This window comes from Leptospira noguchii serovar Panama str. CZ214 (assembly GCF_000306255.2).
Lineage (GTDB): Bacteria > Spirochaetota > Leptospiria > Leptospirales > Leptospiraceae > Leptospira > Leptospira noguchii.
The window spans coordinates 41,104-57,500 of the sequence record NZ_AKWY02000015.1; the positions used below are offsets into that span (position 1 = coordinate 41,104).

Annotated in this window: 16 protein-coding genes, 2 tRNA genes and 1 pseudogene (1 of these 19 running past the window's edge); 14 read left to right on the forward strand and 5 right to left on the reverse strand. The window is 36.3% G+C overall.

Going from position 1 to position 16,397, the window contains the following annotated elements:
• Nucleotides 1–925 precede the first annotated feature (925 nt).
• Nucleotides 926–1,432, reverse strand: coding sequence for a hypothetical protein (locus LEP1GSC059_RS05880; RefSeq protein ID WP_020980471.1), 507 nt, complete (start codon nucleotides 1,430–1,432; stop codon nucleotides 926–928).
• Nucleotides 1,422–1,889, reverse strand: coding sequence for a RidA family protein (locus LEP1GSC059_RS05885; RefSeq protein ID WP_002176402.1), 468 nt, complete (start codon nucleotides 1,887–1,889; stop codon nucleotides 1,422–1,424). Before LEP1GSC059_RS05885 ends, LEP1GSC059_RS05880 begins: the two co-directional genes overlap by 11 nt.
• A 118-nt stretch (nucleotides 1,890–2,007) precedes the next feature.
• Between LEP1GSC059_RS05885 and LEP1GSC059_RS05890 the strand changes: the two genes are divergently transcribed.
• The 5 genes from LEP1GSC059_RS05890 to LEP1GSC059_RS05910 are packed head-to-tail and all read left to right on the forward strand — an operon-like array spanning nucleotide 2,008 to nucleotide 7,896.
• Nucleotides 2,008–2,811, forward strand: a complete 804-nt coding sequence (locus LEP1GSC059_RS05890; RefSeq protein WP_002176249.1) for a class I SAM-dependent methyltransferase — start codon at nucleotides 2,008–2,010, stop codon at nucleotides 2,809–2,811.
• Nucleotides 2,808–4,430 carry a DEAD/DEAH box helicase gene (locus LEP1GSC059_RS05895; RefSeq protein WP_017214115.1) on the forward strand — a complete coding sequence of 541 codons (1,623 nt, stop codon included), beginning with the start codon at nucleotides 2,808–2,810 and terminating at the stop codon, nucleotides 4,428–4,430. The genes LEP1GSC059_RS05890 and LEP1GSC059_RS05895 overlap by 4 nt, the downstream gene beginning before the upstream one ends.
• A complete protein-coding gene (locus LEP1GSC059_RS05900) occupies nucleotides 4,397–5,488 on the forward strand; it encodes an N-acetylmuramoyl-L-alanine amidase family protein (protein WP_017214116.1) in 1,092 nt (363 codons plus the stop codon). The genes LEP1GSC059_RS05895 and LEP1GSC059_RS05900 overlap by 34 nt, the downstream gene beginning before the upstream one ends.
• Nucleotides 5,469–6,245 carry an LIC_10740 family protein gene (locus LEP1GSC059_RS05905; protein ID WP_017214117.1) on the forward strand — a complete coding sequence of 259 codons (777 nt, stop codon included), beginning with the start codon at nucleotides 5,469–5,471 and terminating at the stop codon, nucleotides 6,243–6,245. Before LEP1GSC059_RS05900 ends, LEP1GSC059_RS05905 begins: the two co-directional genes overlap by 20 nt.
• Nucleotides 6,246–6,288: 43 nt before the next feature.
• Nucleotides 6,289–7,896 carry a hypothetical protein gene (locus LEP1GSC059_RS05910; protein WP_002176316.1) on the forward strand — a complete coding sequence of 536 codons (1,608 nt, stop codon included), beginning with the start codon at nucleotides 6,289–6,291 and terminating at the stop codon, nucleotides 7,894–7,896.
• A gap of 730 nt (nucleotides 7,897–8,626) precedes the next feature.
• On the opposite strand, the gene LEP1GSC059_RS05915 is transcribed toward LEP1GSC059_RS05910, so the two are convergent.
• The 3 genes and pseudogenes from LEP1GSC059_RS05915 to LEP1GSC059_RS24065 form a co-directional block, all read right to left on the reverse strand.
• Nucleotides 8,627–9,052 (reverse strand): ASCH domain-containing protein, encoded by a 426-nt coding sequence (locus LEP1GSC059_RS05915; RefSeq protein ID WP_004426478.1) that lies wholly within the window; start codon nucleotides 9,050–9,052, stop codon nucleotides 8,627–8,629.
• Nucleotides 9,025–10,491, reverse strand: coding sequence for a GNAT family N-acetyltransferase (locus tag LEP1GSC059_RS05920; RefSeq protein ID WP_017214118.1), 1,467 nt, complete (start codon nucleotides 10,489–10,491; stop codon nucleotides 9,025–9,027). The genes LEP1GSC059_RS05915 and LEP1GSC059_RS05920 overlap by 28 nt, the downstream gene beginning before the upstream one ends.
• Before the next feature lie 639 nt (nucleotides 10,492–11,130).
• Nucleotides 11,131–11,354, reverse strand: a pseudogene (locus LEP1GSC059_RS24065) (hypothetical protein).
• A gap of 332 nt (nucleotides 11,355–11,686) precedes the next feature.
• Here LEP1GSC059_RS24065 and LEP1GSC059_RS05930 point away from each other — a divergent pair.
• From LEP1GSC059_RS05930 to rpoB, 9 genes are all read left to right on the forward strand, one after another.
• Nucleotides 11,687–11,758, forward strand: a tRNA-Thr gene (locus LEP1GSC059_RS05930).
• A gap of 11 nt (nucleotides 11,759–11,769) precedes the next feature.
• Nucleotides 11,770–11,840, forward strand: a tRNA-Trp gene (locus tag LEP1GSC059_RS05935).
• Nucleotides 11,841–11,890: 50 nt separating this feature from the next.
• Nucleotides 11,891–12,079, forward strand: a complete 189-nt coding sequence (secE, locus tag LEP1GSC059_RS05940; RefSeq protein ID WP_002176366.1) for a preprotein translocase subunit SecE — start codon at nucleotides 11,891–11,893, stop codon at nucleotides 12,077–12,079.
• A gap of 27 nt (nucleotides 12,080–12,106) precedes the next feature.
• Complete coding sequence (nusG, locus tag LEP1GSC059_RS05945) at nucleotides 12,107–12,652, forward strand: transcription termination/antitermination protein NusG (protein WP_000536871.1); 546 nt, start codon at nucleotides 12,107–12,109, stop codon at nucleotides 12,650–12,652.
• A 26-nt stretch (nucleotides 12,653–12,678) separates the two neighbouring features.
• Nucleotides 12,679–13,107 carry a 50S ribosomal protein L11 gene (gene rplK / locus LEP1GSC059_RS05950; protein ID WP_000729204.1) on the forward strand — a complete coding sequence of 143 codons (429 nt, stop codon included), beginning with the start codon at nucleotides 12,679–12,681 and terminating at the stop codon, nucleotides 13,105–13,107.
• Between the two features lie 6 nt (nucleotides 13,108–13,113).
• The gene (rplA, locus tag LEP1GSC059_RS05955) at nucleotides 13,114–13,806 is read left to right on the forward strand and encodes a 50S ribosomal protein L1 (RefSeq protein ID WP_002176262.1); all 693 of its coding nucleotides are present in this window, start codon (nucleotides 13,114–13,116) and stop codon (nucleotides 13,804–13,806) included.
• A 27-nt stretch (nucleotides 13,807–13,833) separates the two neighbouring features.
• Nucleotides 13,834–14,367, forward strand: a complete 534-nt coding sequence (gene rplJ / locus LEP1GSC059_RS05960; RefSeq protein WP_002176383.1) for a 50S ribosomal protein L10 — start codon at nucleotides 13,834–13,836, stop codon at nucleotides 14,365–14,367.
• A gap of 48 nt (nucleotides 14,368–14,415) precedes the next feature.
• Nucleotides 14,416–14,796, forward strand: coding sequence for a 50S ribosomal protein L7/L12 (rplL, locus tag LEP1GSC059_RS05965; protein WP_002176323.1), 381 nt, complete (start codon nucleotides 14,416–14,418; stop codon nucleotides 14,794–14,796).
• A gap of 209 nt (nucleotides 14,797–15,005) precedes the next feature.
• Nucleotides 15,006–16,397, forward strand: the start of a protein-coding gene (gene rpoB / locus LEP1GSC059_RS05970) for a DNA-directed RNA polymerase subunit beta (protein ID WP_017214121.1). It continues 2,289 nt past the right edge of the window; the window shows 1,392 of its 3,681 coding nt (coding positions 1–1,392); the start codon lies at nucleotides 15,006–15,008; its stop codon lies off the right edge, out of view.

Consider the following 16,397-nt stretch of genomic DNA (forward strand, 5'->3'; position numbering starts at 1 on the left):
CCTAAAAAGATTTTATGCGATAATTCTTTAGAAATTTTTAATAAAATGCAGTAGTTCCCACAAATTTTGTCACATTTGGTAATTTGCGAATTTTCAAATAGTTCTAATCTAGTTCAATTTTTGCAGTAGTTCCCACATTGGACGGTTTTGGGACAAGTTCTATATTGAAATGGAAAATTGAAGTAGTTTTGCTAATCTTCTCTATGGAATTGTTCAATAACTCTACAAAGTTATTTCAAAAATATCTTAGAATAAGAGAAACTTTTTTAAAGAAAAGATTAAGCATTTTTGAGATGGCTTATAATCAATTTTCTGCATAAATTATTGTTTTGGGATCTGAATCAGATTCAGAATTTATTTTATAAACATTCTCTAAAAGAATGTCTGTAAAAAGTGGTAGTTCCCACAAATTTTGTCACTTTACGAATTCTTAAATATTCACTTTTCGTGGTTTAAGTTCATAGTAGTTCCCACATTTTTCAGAATTTGACTGTAAAACTCAGTTTTGTTGTAGTTCCCACAAAGAATGTCATTTGCGAATTTTAAACAGCTCTAATATCATTAAATTTTCGTATGAGTTCCCACATTTTAGGAATCGTTCTGTAAAGTTCAGATTTCAATTTTTTCAGAAAAATAAATTATGGATTCCTACTCCGAAACTAAGTTGTTTAAATCAGTAAAAATGTGGGAACTACTGCAAATATAGAATTTTACGATGAAACTTTGACTTTGTGGGACAGAGCTATTAGAAAAAATTTTTCTAAAATTCTTTAACTAAATTCACGTTACTTTATCTTTTAAGAACCGACAGAAAATAAATTTGTACTTTCTGCAATTTAAAAGAAAACATTTTTCAAAGTTAAATAGGAAGTATAACAAATTATAAATTCAAAAAATATAATTTACTTTTTAGATAGATTTTATATCAATCCTTTTCAAAAAACAGTTTTAAAGAAAATAAAGTAGTCAAACCCCACGCACCCAAAAACGTGTAGAATTTCCAGCTAAAGACGTAGTCCTCAGCGTTTAGAAAGTTAACAAAAAAAGATTCCGGAAAAAAAATACCAGCTAACGCGCCTAAGCCGAGAAGAAATTGAACGCTCAAAAGAAATGTACCTAACCAGTGAGAACGCCAAAACGAACCAAAGAAAAAAACACCGGCAGAAAGAAAAATAAAAAAAAAGTTAGACGAAACTCTAAGCCCTTCGGTTTCTTCGCCGCCTAAATTGATCGAATATTCGATCCAAGTCGAAAGACTAAATAAAAGTTGAAAAGTAAGCGCAATGAAAAGACCTTTTTCAGAGACGGATTTTTCTTTCCAGAATTCTTGAAACCTTCCGGAAAAAGAAAGATAAAACGTAAGCCATTCTTTCAGGATCAGAGAAATCGAACGAAAACCCCATTGAATATCTTTCCAAAGATTACGAAACATCTTCAACCTGAAAGGTTACTTCCACTTCCACAGGAGCGTTCAAAGGAAGAGAAGAAACACCCACTGCAAAGCGCGCATGACGTCCCGTTTCACCAAACACAGAAAGAAAAAAGTTACTGCTGTGATTAGCGACTAAATGGTGTTCTGAAAAATTTATACTAGAAGCTACAAAAACCCCAACTTTCACTACCTTTACGATTTTATCCGGACCGCCACAAACTGCTGAAGCGGCTGCAATAGCGTTTAAGCTGGCTTGAATGGTGGCTTCTTTTACATCTTCAATGGAAAGACTTTCGCCCAATTTACCGGAAAGAATTAACTGGCCGTCTTTAAGAGGTAGTTGACCTGAGGTAAAAACTAAATTTCCGCATTGGTTTGCGGGAATATATGCAGCGATTGCTTGAGGAGGAGGGGGAAGTTTATAACCAAGGGATTCGATTTTATTTGAAATGTTCATTACTTGTTAAAGAATTGTAGAAGATCCTTCCAGAAAGATAGTATCCCTCGATTTTTCAAGCAGTTTCGAAAAAAGGAATTTTCTTTCTTTTCGCTTTTGGTTTCTCTAGATCCAAAGAATGTATCCAAAGCTTGAACTTGTTCCCCATCCTCAATATCCCAAACAGTATCAGATCTGCAAAAGAACAGGAGTTTGTTACTATAAACTCGCCAAACCAAGGGAATACAAAGACTCTTATTTTTTAGAAGAATATAAAAACCAATACCAAAAAACCTATTATGAGGACGAAACTTCTCTTCGCATGTTGGCACAAAGACGACTTAAAATTATACGAAAGTTTCAAAACCCAATGAAAGCAACTTTGTTCGAACTTGGATCGGCCGCCGGATTTTTTTTAGACGAGGCTCGAAAAGAAGGTTATCAAGTAACTGGCCTTGAAATTTCACCAGCCGAGGTTCAATATTCTCAAAAGACTTTGGGATTAGAAGTTTTCTGCGCTTCTTTTTTAGAAGAGAATGTATTACAAGGTCGTATCTTTGACTTGGTATCAGCCTTTTTTGTAATAGAACACTTTCCGGATGCAGATTTTGTATTTGAAAAGTTAACAAATTTAATCAAACCGGGAGGGTTCTTATTCTTAGGTTTACCCTCGCTTTATGGCCCAACGTTTCAAACCAATCCAGAAGAATGGTTTCGTACACATCCATCGGACCATTTTTGGGATTACAGCCCAGGGTCTCTGAAAAAAATGTTGAAAGGATACGGTTTTAAGACTGAGTATAGGAAACCGATGTCCTACCACCCGTCCCGAGATAAGGGTTGGAGAGGAAAAACACTGAATCATCGTCTTTTTACATGTCTTTCAGACCTCGCCTGTTATGGTGATACATTCCACTTAATCGCTCAGAAGCGTCACACATGAAATTCGAAGAACTATCCATTCATCCAAAGTTACTTTCTGCCATTCAAGAAATCGGATATACGGAACTAACTCCGATCCAGGAAAAATCAATTCCACATGGATTGGAAGGAAAGGACATTACCGGACTTGCGCAAACTGGAACCGGAAAGACCGTCGCATTTTTAATTCCGGTTATTCACGCCATTCTTACCAAAGGAATACAAGGAGTTGCAGCGCTCGTATTGGCTCCCACAAGAGAACTTACGATGCAGATCGCGGAAGAAGCAAAAAAATTACTCAAACATTCCGAAGGAATCCGATCAGTCCCGATCATAGGAGGAACCGATTATAAATCCCAGAACAAGGATTTAGAAGGATTAAACGGAATTATTGTAGCCACTCCCGGAAGATTGATCGATATGATTAAATCCGGTTCCATCGATATATCGAACGTAGAATTTTTCGTACTCGATGAAGCAGATAGAATGTTGGATATGGGATTTATCCAAGATATTCGTTGGCTTTTACATAAGTGTAAGAATCGAAAACAGACTTTATTGTATTCCGCTACTTTGTCCGTGGAAGTGATGAGACTCGCTTATCGTTTTTTAAACGAACCAGTAGAAATTCAAATCAACCCAGAAAAAATCATCACCGAAAGAATTGACCAGAAAATCGTACATCTGGGAAGAGAAGAAAAGATTCCCTACATGACCAACTTAATTGTAAATTCAAAAGAAGAAGGTCAAGGAATCATATTCACAAATTATAAAGCAAATATTCCAAAAATTGTATATACTCTCCGTAAATACGGGATTCCCGTCACTGGAATATCTTCCGAGTTAGATCAGAAAAAAAGGCTTAGACTTCTACGGGATTTTAAATCCGGAAAATATAGATATATGGTCGCCACCGATGTTGCTTCCAGAGGGATTGACGTAGAAAATATAGATATCGTTTATAATTACGATCTTCCTCAAGACACAGAAAACTACGTACATCGAATTGGTAGAACCGCAAGGGCGGGAAGAAAAGGAAAAGCGATTGGTTTTTGTTCCGAATCCGATTACGTGGAACTAGAAAAGATAGAAAAATATCTAAAACAAAAGATCGAAATTTTAGAAGTTAACGAAGAATATATTCAATTTCCTGCAGGTGATTTTCAATCTTTTATCGGAGGAGATTCCTACGATCGGGAAAAAGAAACCCATTTTAAACAAAACGGGAGACGTCCTCACGATAGAAATGATCGTGTTCCTCACAAACACGACAGGGATCGCAAAAAGGACAAACGACATACGAGTCATACACATTCTACCGAGAAAGATTCTCACAAGAAAAAACCGGCTGCTGCAATTCAAGAAGCAGAACTATTTTTACAAAAGGCGGATTCCGTTTTATCTTCGGAACCGAAAGGAAAAAAATCCGGAAAAGACCAACATAGATTTCAGAACAAAGACAAACAGCGTCCGGGGCACGGTGTACAGAACAGTCGAAATCAGAATAAAAATCAGCAGTCCGGTAAACAATACGATAAAAACAAACGGAATCTATTTGATATAAATGATACGGGAAAAGAAGATACTAAAAAGAAAAAGGTTTCGATTTGGCAAAAAATCAAATCTATCTTTGGGGGCTGATTTTATTCTTACTAAGCCTATGGGATTTGGAAGCCAAAGTTTCCATTTCTACACAGTCTTCTAAACGTTATGTGCGATTTGAAGATGTTCAAAAAGAGTTTCCCTCTCTCAAATCTACGTTTAATCCAGCGACTTTTGTAGGATCGATCCAACACCCTTCCGGAGAAGTTCGGTTTAGAGTGGGCTCTTCCTTTTATACTTTTAATCAGACCATAGAAAAAATTTCTGTTCCAGTTCTTTATAAAGAAAAAGATTTTCTAATTCCTCCTGAAATTGTAGAAGCCCTTTTTGTACAACTCATGCCGGAAGATGTTCGTTATGAATATAAGGAAAATGTGTTGGAGTTGGAAATATTACCAAGCGCCGAAAAACTAGAAGTTAAGACAATTCTTATAGACGCTGGACATGGAGGAAAGGACCCCGGAACCATGTCGAACGACGGAACCAACGAAAAGTCAGTCGCTTTACAAGTGGCAAAAATTTTACAAAAATTTTTTGAAAAAGTATATCCTACGATTAACGTAGTATTGACGAGGGGCGACGACACATTTATAGAATTGGAACGTAGATCCGAAATCGCAAATCGGGAACTCAAAAAAAACGGGAGCGCTTTATTTATCAGTCTTCATTGTAATTCTTCTATCAATGAGGAAGTGAACGGTTTCGAAATCTATTATCTTTCACAAACCCCTTCTACTGAATTGGCGAGAGAAACCGCACTTCTGGAAAACAGAATTCTCAAGGCGAAGGGAAGTTCTGTGGTTAAAAAAATTCAAGCAGGAATGATGTCTTCTTTGATTCAAAGAAGAAGTAGAATCTTAGCGAGATCCTTGGAATCGGAGATGAAAAAAAAGCTCCAATCTCAAATCTTGTCCAGGGGAGTGAAAAAGGCGGATTTTTCGGTCCTAAGAGGAAGTCTTATGCCCGCGGTTCTCGTAGAGATGGGGTATCTTTCTCATGAAAAAGAATCCAAACTTTTGCAGAGCAAGAGTTTACAAGTAAAGATAGCGAAAAGTATCGTAGAAGGAATCCGTGGATATGAATTGGCAAAAAATTAAAGAATCTGCAAGTACGATTAAAAATACAATTTGGGAAGCAGTGGTAGAAAAAATCAATCAGGGGTATCTTTGGCTTTTCCGTACGGCGAGCGAAGACGGAGTTTCTCGTAAAACCTTATTCCTCACTTATTCATGGATCGGAGTCGTTTTATTTTTTACTTCGTTTATACTTTCGGGTAACAGTCCTTTTATTACTCTGGTTCCATTTTCACTTTACGAGTTAGGCAACCGAGATCATAGAACCGAAATAACAATTTACGTTTCTGACGGAGAACGTCAGGTGTTTCCAGTTCGTAGAAAGGTTCTTTTAGAGGACGAAGAGTTTCGTCATAAAACGATGACACTCATCGGAGAAATTAGCGAGTCTTCTTATTTCGATAAAACTTTAGAAGGGGGAAAAGGAGAGCATTATAAAAATCTAAAGCGCCTTCCAGAAATCCAATATGCGGTAAAAGCGATTTGGAAAAACGGAGGAACGTTGATTTTAGATTTTAGAAAGTCTACTCTTCAAGAAATTCTTTCTGGAATGAAATTTAGAATCGATTATACATATGCTCGAAGGATGAACGACGACGAAAAGCAAAAAGAGATCACTCGAAAAAAAATGGCACTTTTGGATTCTACTTTTTTAGCTTTAGAAAAAACAGTTTTCGAGAATTTTCAGGACGTTCAGAGCGTGGAATATAGGTTAGACGGATTGTCCGAAAACATCTCCGGAATGGAATATTCTCTCGATTTATCACATAAAAGAAATTGATTCACTTTTCTCTTTCGTTTTTTTAGCCGATATTAAAAACAAGATGAAATCCAAATTTCTGGATCGTTTGTTTTCGATCGGTAAATTTAAGAATTTTTCAAAGAATATAAGAAATGTCGAATGTAGAATATTATTCGGCGTCAAATTACGAATTAACCTACAGCGCGTTCAAAAATTTATCGAACGATTTATAAAGGGCAAAGCATCTGAGTTTCTTTTTACTTTATCAAAAAAATTAAACTGGATAATTCAACGTTTCGTTTCTATTGGCGCTCGAGAAACTCAGCGTCTCGCTTCTATTATTGGTGCTCGACGGATTTTGTTCTTAATAAAAAATTTGAATTTAAAGAAATCGTTTTTGATTTGTTTTCTTATCCTATACGTTTTAGGCGAAAGTCTATCTTCTTCTTCCGATCTCCAAATTTCACCGGATATACAAAATATCACCGATTTTAGAACAGACCGTTTAGCGTTTCACTTTATTCAACTTGTGGATAAGGAAGGAAAAACCTTGTCTGAAATCAATCCAAACCGGGATTCTTCCGAAGCAACTCTACTAATTATCTATAAAGGACAGCTAACGTTACTCAAAGATGGTTACGACGATCCAAATCAAATTCGAGAAAAGGAAAGGGAGTATCTGGTCAAAATTTCCAATTACGTAAGACTGAGAGAGTTAGAATCAGAATATTATAAACTTCCCGAATCGGAAAGAACCATAAATCAAACTCAAGACTTAGGTTCTACTTCCGTAAATAAAACTCCTAATACTACGCCGGGTTCAAATTCGTCAACGAATACAAATGTTCAAACTTCATCGACTAACACAACTGAGGCGGGATCAGTTTCCAGCGAACCTTTGAAAAAAACGAAGGAGTTGGATCTTCTTTTAAAATACGATGAAGAGTTATTGAAAAATTACGCTTCGGAAAGAGCCGTAAGCGGAGAACTTGAAAGGTCTGAACGTTTTTACGGAAAAGATTCTCCAAAAACGAGCACAATCCGTTTTAGAGTAGAAGAACTAAGAAAAAAAGTAAATGAAAGACGAAACATATTAATTAACTTTCTAAAAAATCCGGGAGCTTCCACCAATCCATATCCGGGCGATAGAAAAGATCAGGCTTTTTATACGAATGCTGTGAACGGTATTCCCGATTTTTATCTACATTCTACTACTCCCAGAGAGCTTGACGCTCAGATGAAAGGAGAAGAAGAAGTCGGAAAAAAATACGGAGAGTTATATAAATTCGCAAGGGATAAGTTGATCGATTCTCAAATTAGAAAATTATACTATTATCTTTGGAATCGAGAAATGACAAACACTCGGGTCAAAGTAGATAAATGGAAAAAAGGAAAAAAAATCGTAGTAGTTGCGGGAGATTCCACTGTTTTTACAATGATCGATAAAGAAGGAGATGGAGTTACGGAATCCTTTTTTGTAGATAGTCCAGGAGTTCGTTTTTCTTGGGGAAGAAATCTTCCGAACGTAATTTCCATTTCTAATTGTACGGACGAAACCATAATTGCTAAGATTAAAAATTTGACCGAAGACGTTTCATCGGGTAGAGTTCCGGAAAAAGTAGATAAGATTGATCTTACAGTTCCAGAAGAACAATTAGTAATCGAACTTGGACCTAAAATTCCACAGTAACACTTAAAGTTTGTATCAAAAAACTAAAAATTACAAAGATTTAATGGTGGAAGAGTTACTAAAAAGCTCACAAACTTCCACATGTAATTTAATTTGTAAGAGTTTTAACAGATTATTACTTGAAACTACATAATAGAGTTGTTGAAAAATTCCATAATTCAGTTTAATAAAACTACTTCAATCGACCGTTTCCATGAAACAAAAACTGATTGAGAATTAATTTTCAATGATTTTATTATTGTATTTTATGGTGTTTCTGATTTTATAATTAGTCTTTTGTAAATCTATATCTATAAATCAACTTTATAATATTAAAAAATATTTAAATTTTATATATTCGTTCTTAAGAATTCGTCATGCGAGTTATATGATAGATATTTAAAATTCTAATTCTAAAAGAAGATTTTTTTACTCAGAGCTATAAAAAGTACCGAATTTTTCCCTTGGAATCAGGTTTTATGATAAAAATTTAATGTATTCGATTTTATAAGGGTAGTAGGGATTTATGAAATATCATCGTTTATATTTTTTGTTTTGAAAAAGTTAATACTTTATAAAAATATTATAAATTGATTCTGCGAGGAGATGATTCTATATAAAAGTTCGATTTAAATATTATAAACTATTTCAAAAATGTCTTATAATAATTAGAATTTTAAATAAAGATAAAGTGTCTTTGAGATAGTTTTTAGTCTTTAAATTGAGCTAAGACAATTTTTTAACGGAGCATTTATAATTGCTTTTCCATTTTTATAATTACTTTCTCATCTACAAATTTAAAGTTTTGTGGAATTGCGCCTCGAATGCCTAATTGAAAGGGCTTAAGAGGTTTTTTTAATTTGCTTACATTCTTAATTTTGATCCCTACTCCTTTTACTTTTCCATAAAAATAAGTGTAAAAGCGATTTTTATCAATTCCTCCTTGGTGAGAAAATTGATTCCAAAGAGAATCTGGAGTATCAATTACTATGGAATCAATTTTAGCGAAGCCAATGATTTTTTGCTCTGGGCTAGACGAATAAATTACAATGGTTTCTACATTTTGGTTGGAGAATTTTTTTCTAAATTCTATATTTTTTTCACCATTGATAATTTTATGAGCGAATTCAGGTTTAATTGGTAAAAATACTACTCTGTGATTCTTTGAATTAGCCACGATAATTGTTCCTGTCTGATTTTTTGGATCGATTGAATTGGTCCCTTGACAATCCCCATTTTAGAAAGTTCATTATAGTGAACTGGTTGTTCTAGGATTCTCGATTCCCTGAAAAGTACAACTAAAACTTCTTTCTTTGTTAAATTTTCAATTTCCGAAAAAGAATACACTGTCCTTTGTCCGATTTTGCGAATAATTTCTTTCGAATCTTTAGAACGAAAAGTAAATTCACAAATCCCCACTGCGACTAAAGAACGAACATCTTCTGATCGGTAGAATAACAAAATATCTCCAGATACCAATTGTTTGTTGTGTGAATGACAAAGATATGCTTTGCGAATTGTATTTTCTACAGGTAGAAAATATGTGAAAAAATCTCCTTGTTTTTCCGTCTCTCGAAATAATAGACGTGAATATTGAGGTTGAATTGGGACTAAATATATAGAAACCCCATCAAATTTTTCGATGCCAGGCCCAAAGTGAATTTGAAATTCAAGAGAGGTTAATCTAGAGGAACTTTGTATTGGTATTATATTTTTCACAAAAACTAACTCTTCTCTTTCATTTCTTACCGGTATTGCGCGAAATCCAAAATCTTCTAGAAAGTTTATTAATTGAATTTGATGTTCATAAGTTGTTAAGTATAAGTGTACAAATTTTTCATGTCTTGCTATTCGTATAACTGATTTTAATAATAGTTCTCCTAATTTATATCCTGAAAACTTTGCCGATACTTTAAATGTATTTAATTTGAGAATTTTGCCTTTAAGTCCTTTAATTTGATCTTTTGTTTCTTCAGCGAAAATGCAAATAGCAGCAAGGACATTTTCTCTTTGAATGATAATTGCTTCACGGTGTTCACGTTTACATTTTTGAAGCCAAGTGTCAAAATTCGGATAAGATTCTCTTAAACTTTCAAAGATAGGATCCTTGTCATTTAAACTATAAACGGGAATTCTTTTTACAATATCTGGTATTAAAACTTTATCAGGGAATAATCGTAAAAGAAGATCGAGTATTTCATTTAAGCTGAGAACTCGATCTTGGACACATAGTGATTTCGCCTTCTTTCGTAGGGCATTGTCGTCAGAAACAAAATAATCAATTGCGTTATAATAAACAGTAGCCAGCATTTCAATGTCTATATTGTCGTGAGGATTCAGTTTCGGATTTCCTAGAACTGATAAAATGTCTTTTGTTACTTCTGGTGGATGTTTTAATTCTTTATATTTTTTATATGTTTCTATTCGAATTTGTTTTCTTATCGAATCTTGATCGTTTTCAATATCTTTTCTTCCAGCGGGATGAAGATATATATCTATGTTATTGTTTCTGCAGAGTGAAATGAATTCTAACGCAGTCTGGCGTTGAATTTCAATGTCCTTCTCATAAACGGGTTCCAATGGAATCAATATATTTGTATCTATAAGAATTTTCATATATTCTATATTATTGAAATCGGAATTTACTGTAGGTTTTCTAAGATAAAATTTATAAAAATTTACTACTTGAAAGTCTTATAATGCAGAAATTTAGCTAATTTATTATATAGTTCTGATATAATTTGTTAGAATAGCCTTATCCTATTAAAAGGTTAGAAATTATTGCGTTTTAGGTTCTGAAATAGAGCTCTAAATCATTTTTGAGATAATTTTTATTTTTTACTATCTTTATAAGTGTTTTCTTGTGGATCTTGTTCTTATAAATAGACTTTTTAATATTATAAAGTATTTAAATTTTATACATTTCCTATAATTATAAAACAGATTACACGGTACTTGTTATAGGTAGAGTTTTACGATAAAAATTGAAGACGTTCAATTTTATAAAGATCAGTAGTCTTACGAAGATTAGATGTTTATATTTGTATGATTGGAGTAATTCTTACAGGTTTTTCAATAATGTAAGTTTGTTTCAATGTTCAAATTACTTATTTGGTTCTTCAAATCTTGAAATTTATACGCAGTTTAAAAATGAACCTTTCTAAAACGTCATCAGTAAAATGTAGGAACTTTCATATTTTTGTGAAACTAAAGCGTCTTGCTTCTATACTCGCTCGACAGGATTAAACGGATTGCTTATACCGAACTTATGTTATTTAAAAGACTGCGGTTTTGGGCTCGAAAAATTTCTATAAAAACACAAAATCTAAGTTTCAAAAACAAGATTTTTCTTGTACTAAATTTTCTCTCAGGCATCCTTGGTTTAGGTGAAGACCACCGGCCTCGGAACTGGGGGTTTCGTTGCAAACTCCGTGAAATTTTTTGCTCTCTGCTTTCGCTCCCAGAACCGGGGTTTTCAAATAGAGTCGTGCCTACAGAAAAATTTGGTGAGTATGACGAAAAGTGAGATTTCTCAATCGAACAATGCTGGATGAGTTCCTACATTTTATTTTTTATGAAAAAATTAATTTTCAGAAAGAAGATTCACAAAAAAAGTCTCCAACTTTAAGAGTACGGTTTTAAAGAATTTGAATACTTAGAAATCATTGAAATATTGATCTGAGTTTTATTCTATACCAAATTGGAAAAAAGGTATTTAGCAATTTCCGTGCCGGATTTGATTGACGTCTAGCCTACCTTAAAAATACTGTGAATTCCTAGGCATCTTTAGCAGAGAGCCGGAAGGAATATTGCCCTCTTAGCTCAGTGGTAGAGCACTTCCATGGTAAGGAAGGGGTCACCAGTTCAAGCCTGGTAGAGGGCTAACAAATGAACAGGCCTGTAGTTTAGTGGTAGAACTAGGATCTCCAAAGTCCTTGGTGGGAGTTCGATTCTCTCCGGGCCTGAAAGATACTTCTCTCTCTGCGTTGGCCTATAAAATATCTGGCAGGAAATCGTGAAAGTAACTACTTTTATACAGGAATGTAAGGCAGAATTGGAAAAGGTCCAATGGCCTACCCGCGAAGAAGTTGTCTATTCGACAGTGGTAGTATTAATTACCGTATTCTTCTTTTCCATTTTCCTGTTTTTTGCGGATTCAGCATTTGTAAAGCTGCTGACCTGGTTTTGGGAACTGGCTAGCTAGATCGAAAGGAATCTTAAAGTTATCTCCATGGGAACAAAAAAATGGTACGCTCTTCAAACCTACTCGGGGCACGAGAATAAGGTTCAGAAGAATATAGAAAAACTCATTCAACAAAAGAAGTTGGAAGAGAAAATTTTTCAAGTAAAGATACCTACCATGGATGTTGCCGAAATGAAAAACGGCAAAAAGAAAGTAACCAAGCGGAAATTAATGCCTGGTTATGTTCTGATTGAAATGGAAATGGACGATGACACTCGATTTTTGATTCAGTCTCTTCCTTCCGTTTCTACATTTGTAGGATCTAAAGATGGAGGCCCGGAGCCTTTGTCTTTGGAAGAAGTAAAAAACTTATTTTCCGAATCGGGTGATGTTGCATCCGAAGAACCGGTTGCACCTAAGATCCTCTTTAAAGTGGGGGATTCTTTAAAAATTATCGATGGGCCTTTTGCAAATTTCACTGGGCTCGTGGACGAAATCTTTCCGGACAAGGGAAGGCTTCGTGTAAAAGTAGAAATCTTCGGGAGATCAACTCCTGTCGAATTGGACTATCTTCAGGTAAAAACTGAAAATTAAGAGAAAGAACAAAGGAAGTTCTATTCATGGCAGCGAAAAAAGTAGTAAAGCAGATTAAACTTCAGGTAGAAGCGGGTAAAGCAAATCCTGCACCTCCTGTTGGTCCGGCTCTTGGTCAGGCTGGTCTGAACATTATGGAGTTCTGCAAACAATTCAATGAAAGATCCAAAGCACAGATCGGGCTCAAGCTTCCGGTTGTGATCACTGTTTTTTCAGATCGTAGTTTTACATTCATCACTAAATCACCTCCGGCTGCTCTTTTAGTTAAGAAGGCAATTGGGTTGGAAACCGGATCTGCGACCCCTCACACACACAAGGTCGGGAAGATCACTCGTAAACAATTGGAAGAGATCGCTAAAACTAAAATGGAAGATCTCAATGCAAACGACATAGACGCAGCCGTGAATATTATCGCGGGAACTTGCCGCTCCATGGGCGTCACTGTAGAGGCTTAGAATCAGATGCAACGTGGAAAAAAATACAGAGCTCTCAAAGAGAAAGTAGATAGTACTAAATTCTTTTCTATCGACAAGGCTGTGGAATTGGCTAAGTCCACTTCTTACACAAAGTTCGATGGAACTCTTGAAATTGCTACAAAAGTAAATTATAAATCTCTTCAAAATATCCGTGGAACGATTTCACTTCCACATGGAACTGGTAAAAAGATTCGAGTTCTTGTTTTCTGCAAGGGAGATAAACAAAACGACGCGAAATCTGCTGGAGCCGATTTTGTAGGAGATATGGATCTCATCGAAAAAGTAGCGGGTGGTTGGACCGACTTTGACGCTTGTGTAGCTACTCCCGATATGATGAAAGACGTAGGTAAACTCGGTCCGATTCTCGGTAGAAAAGGTCTTATGCCGAAGCCGAAGGCTGGAACGGTAACCACTGATGTTATAAAAGCCGTGAATGAGCTCAAGGCAGGAAGGATTGAATATCGTCCTGATAAGGGTGGAGTGGTTCATCTTGGAGTAGGAAAGGTTTCTTTCGACAATGCTAAACTTGTAGAAAACATCCGCACCGTGGTTCAAACTTTGATGCGGGATAAACCTTCCGACGCAAAAGGCGATTACTTAAAAACTTTCTCCATTTCTCCTACAATGGGAGTTGGCGTGAAAGTAGACGTAAAAGAACTGGTCAATACTTCCATTTGACCTGGACAAGATTTGGAGTATTAGAAAATGGCGAATCAGGAAAAAATAGAAGCAGTCGCTTTACTCAAAGGTAAATTGGAAACGAGGAACAACTTCATTCTCGCTTGCTACTCGGGTTTGACCGTGGAAGAAATCACCGGTCTTCGTGCTCAGTTAAGAAAAGAAGGTTCTGAGATGAAAGTTCTCAAAAATAATCTTTTCTTGAGAGCTTTAAAGGAATCTGGTGCTCACAAAGATAAAAATATTACTTTTGGTCCAGAATACCAAGGACCTCTAGCTGCGATATTCGCGAAGGATAACCTTCCTACGGTCGCAAAAGTTTGTAAAGACTTTGCAAAGAATAATAAAAACCTGATCGTAAAAGCGGGTTATATGGACGGTTCCGTTCTGGACGCAAATGGAGTAGATGCAATTGCGGGCCTTCCAAGTAGGGAACAACTTCTCGCTCAGATTGCAGGAGGAATTAACGGTCCTGCAAGAACGATTGCATCTGGAATCAATCAGATTATCGCGTCTCTTGCAAGAGCGATCCAAGCGACCGCAGAGAAGAACAACGCATAACGTATTTTTAATATAATAAAAGACTAAACGGAATCAAAGGAGCATATAATGTCTACTGAAGCGCTATTAGAGCAAATTGGAAAGCTTACACTGGTTGAGGCTGCAGACCTCGTGAAAAAAATGGAAGATAAATTCGGTATTTCTGCCGCAGCTCCGGTTGCAGTAGCAGCCGTTGGAGCAGCACCTGCAGCTGGAGCTGCTGAAGAAGCTTCTACTTTTAATGTTATCCTAAAGGGATTTGACAGTGCTAAGAAGATCGAAGTGATTAAACTCGTAAGAGAAATCACAGGTTTGGGGTTAGCGGATGCAAAAGGCCTCGTTGAAGCTGGCGGAAAAGCTGTTAAAGAAGGAATTTCTAAAGCGGAAGCAGACGATCTCAAAAAGAAATTCGAGGGCGCCGGCGCACAGATCGAACTCAAAGCGAGTTAATTGTTTCGTTAGAACTCTGTTAGCGCTAGCTTTCAAAAATCCTTTCACTCAAAGCAAGGAGGCCCGGTTGACGGCCCCTTGCTCGTTTGTATTTACAGCCTTTCAAAAATTTGGTAGGCTGGGAGTGTTGGTTTTAACGTTCGACAAAATCGAATGTTAACCGGTTTAATACAGGTCATTATTTTTCATTTATCGATAGGGAGCACAGAATGTACGGTCAAGTAGAGAGAAAACGGGTAAACTTCGGAAAAATTACGAATCTGGATTACCTTCCTAACTTGATTCAAATTCAAAAACGTTCTTTTGACTGGTTTCTTCAAGCAGACATTAAAGACGAAACTAAAAGAAGACATCAAGGGTTAGAAGCTGTATTTCGGGAAACCTTTCCCATTGAAAGTCCGAATAACGACATGATTATGGAATACAGTCATTACATTCTCGGAGAACCGAAACGTTCTCCTCAGGAATGTAAAGACACGGACGCTACCTTTGCGATGCCTCTCAAAGCGGTGATCCGATTGATCATCAAAGAAACCGGAGAAATTCGTGAACAAACGGTTTATATGGGTGATCTTCCCGTAATGACCGAACAGGGAACGTTCATTATTAACGGAGCGGAACGTGTAGTCGTTTCTCAGCTTCACCGTTCTCCTGGTATATTCTTTTCTTATGATATGGAGAGAGACGTTTTCTCCGCTAGAGTGATTCCTTACAGAGGTTCTTGGCTTGAATTCGAGATGGACAATAAGGGAATTTTGATAGCTAAGATTGATAGAAAGAAAAAATTTCCTGCCACTCTTCTAGTTAAATCCTTAGGACATGGAACGAATGAAGAAGTTCTTCGATTGTTTTATAGTTCTAAAAAGGAAAAAATTGCGGGAGCCACTTCCAAGGATCTGAAAAAGATTCTCGGAAGAAGAACTATCAACGACATTATCAATATGGAAACCGGAGAGGTGATGCTCGAAGCCGGTTCCAAAATCAATGAAGACAATATCTCCATCCTAAAAGAGATGAAGGTAAAAGAAGTAGAGTTGATCGAATTCCCAAAAGGAAAAGACAACCCGATTTTGATCAACGCTCTTGAAAAAGACGGAGTGAACGACTACGAGGACGCGATCCTCAAGTTCCATTCTTTGATGCGTCAAGGCGAACCTTCTACGATCGAAAACGCGACTACCGAATTGACTCGTCTTTTCTTCTCTCCGAAAACTTTCGATCTCGGAGACGTAGGTCGTTACAAAATCAATTCCAAGTTCGAGTTCAATAACCCGAAAGAATTCTCCGGTGAAAAATCGCGCGTCCTAAGACCTGCGGACATCATCGAAACCGTTCGTTACATTCTGAATCTTTTCTCCGAAACCGAGAATTATTATCTGGACGATATCGATCACCTCGGCAATAGAAGAATTCGTTCCGTGGGCGAGTTGATTTCCAACCAACTCAAGACCGGATTTTCCAGAGTAGAAAGAGTAATCAAAGAAAGAATGACGGTTCAGGAAATTGAAACACAAACTCCTCAACTTCTCATTTCCATCAAACCGATCACCGCGGTGATCAATGAATTTTTCGGTTCTTCTCAACTTTCTCAGTTTATGGAT

What these genes read in the sequence shown, in the direction of transcription:
- nusG (WP_000536871.1), top strand. Translation starts at nt 12,107, where the DNA reads ATGGGAACAAAAAAATGGTACGCTCTTCAAACCTACTCGGGGCACGAG.
- rplK (WP_000729204.1), top strand. Translation starts at nt 12,679, where the DNA reads ATGGCAGCGAAAAAAGTAGTAAAGCAGATTAAACTTCAGGTAGAAGCG.
- LEP1GSC059_RS05880 (WP_020980471.1), bottom strand. Translation starts at nt 1,432, where the DNA reads ATGTTTCGTAATCTTTGGAAAGATATTCAATGGGGTTTTCGTTCGATT.
- LEP1GSC059_RS05905 (WP_017214117.1), top strand. Translation starts at nt 5,469, where the DNA reads ATGAATTGGCAAAAAATTAAAGAATCTGCAAGTACGATTAAAAATACA.
- LEP1GSC059_RS05885 (WP_002176402.1), bottom strand. Translation starts at nt 1,889, where the DNA reads ATGAACATTTCAAATAAAATCGAATCCCTTGGTTATAAACTTCCCCCT.
- LEP1GSC059_RS05920 (WP_017214118.1), bottom strand. Translation starts at nt 10,491, where the DNA reads ATGAAAATTCTTATAGATACAAATATATTGATTCCATTGGAACCCGTT.
- LEP1GSC059_RS05890 (WP_002176249.1), top strand. Translation starts at nt 2,008, where the DNA reads ATGTATCCAAAGCTTGAACTTGTTCCCCATCCTCAATATCCCAAACAG.
- rplJ (WP_002176383.1), top strand. Translation starts at nt 13,834, where the DNA reads ATGGCGAATCAGGAAAAAATAGAAGCAGTCGCTTTACTCAAAGGTAAA.
- rplL (WP_002176323.1), top strand. Translation starts at nt 14,416, where the DNA reads ATGTCTACTGAAGCGCTATTAGAGCAAATTGGAAAGCTTACACTGGTT.
- LEP1GSC059_RS05910 (WP_002176316.1), top strand. Translation starts at nt 6,289, where the DNA reads ATGAAATCCAAATTTCTGGATCGTTTGTTTTCGATCGGTAAATTTAAG.
- rplA (WP_002176262.1), top strand. Translation starts at nt 13,114, where the DNA reads ATGCAACGTGGAAAAAAATACAGAGCTCTCAAAGAGAAAGTAGATAGT.
- LEP1GSC059_RS05895 (WP_017214115.1), top strand. Translation starts at nt 2,808, where the DNA reads ATGAAATTCGAAGAACTATCCATTCATCCAAAGTTACTTTCTGCCATT.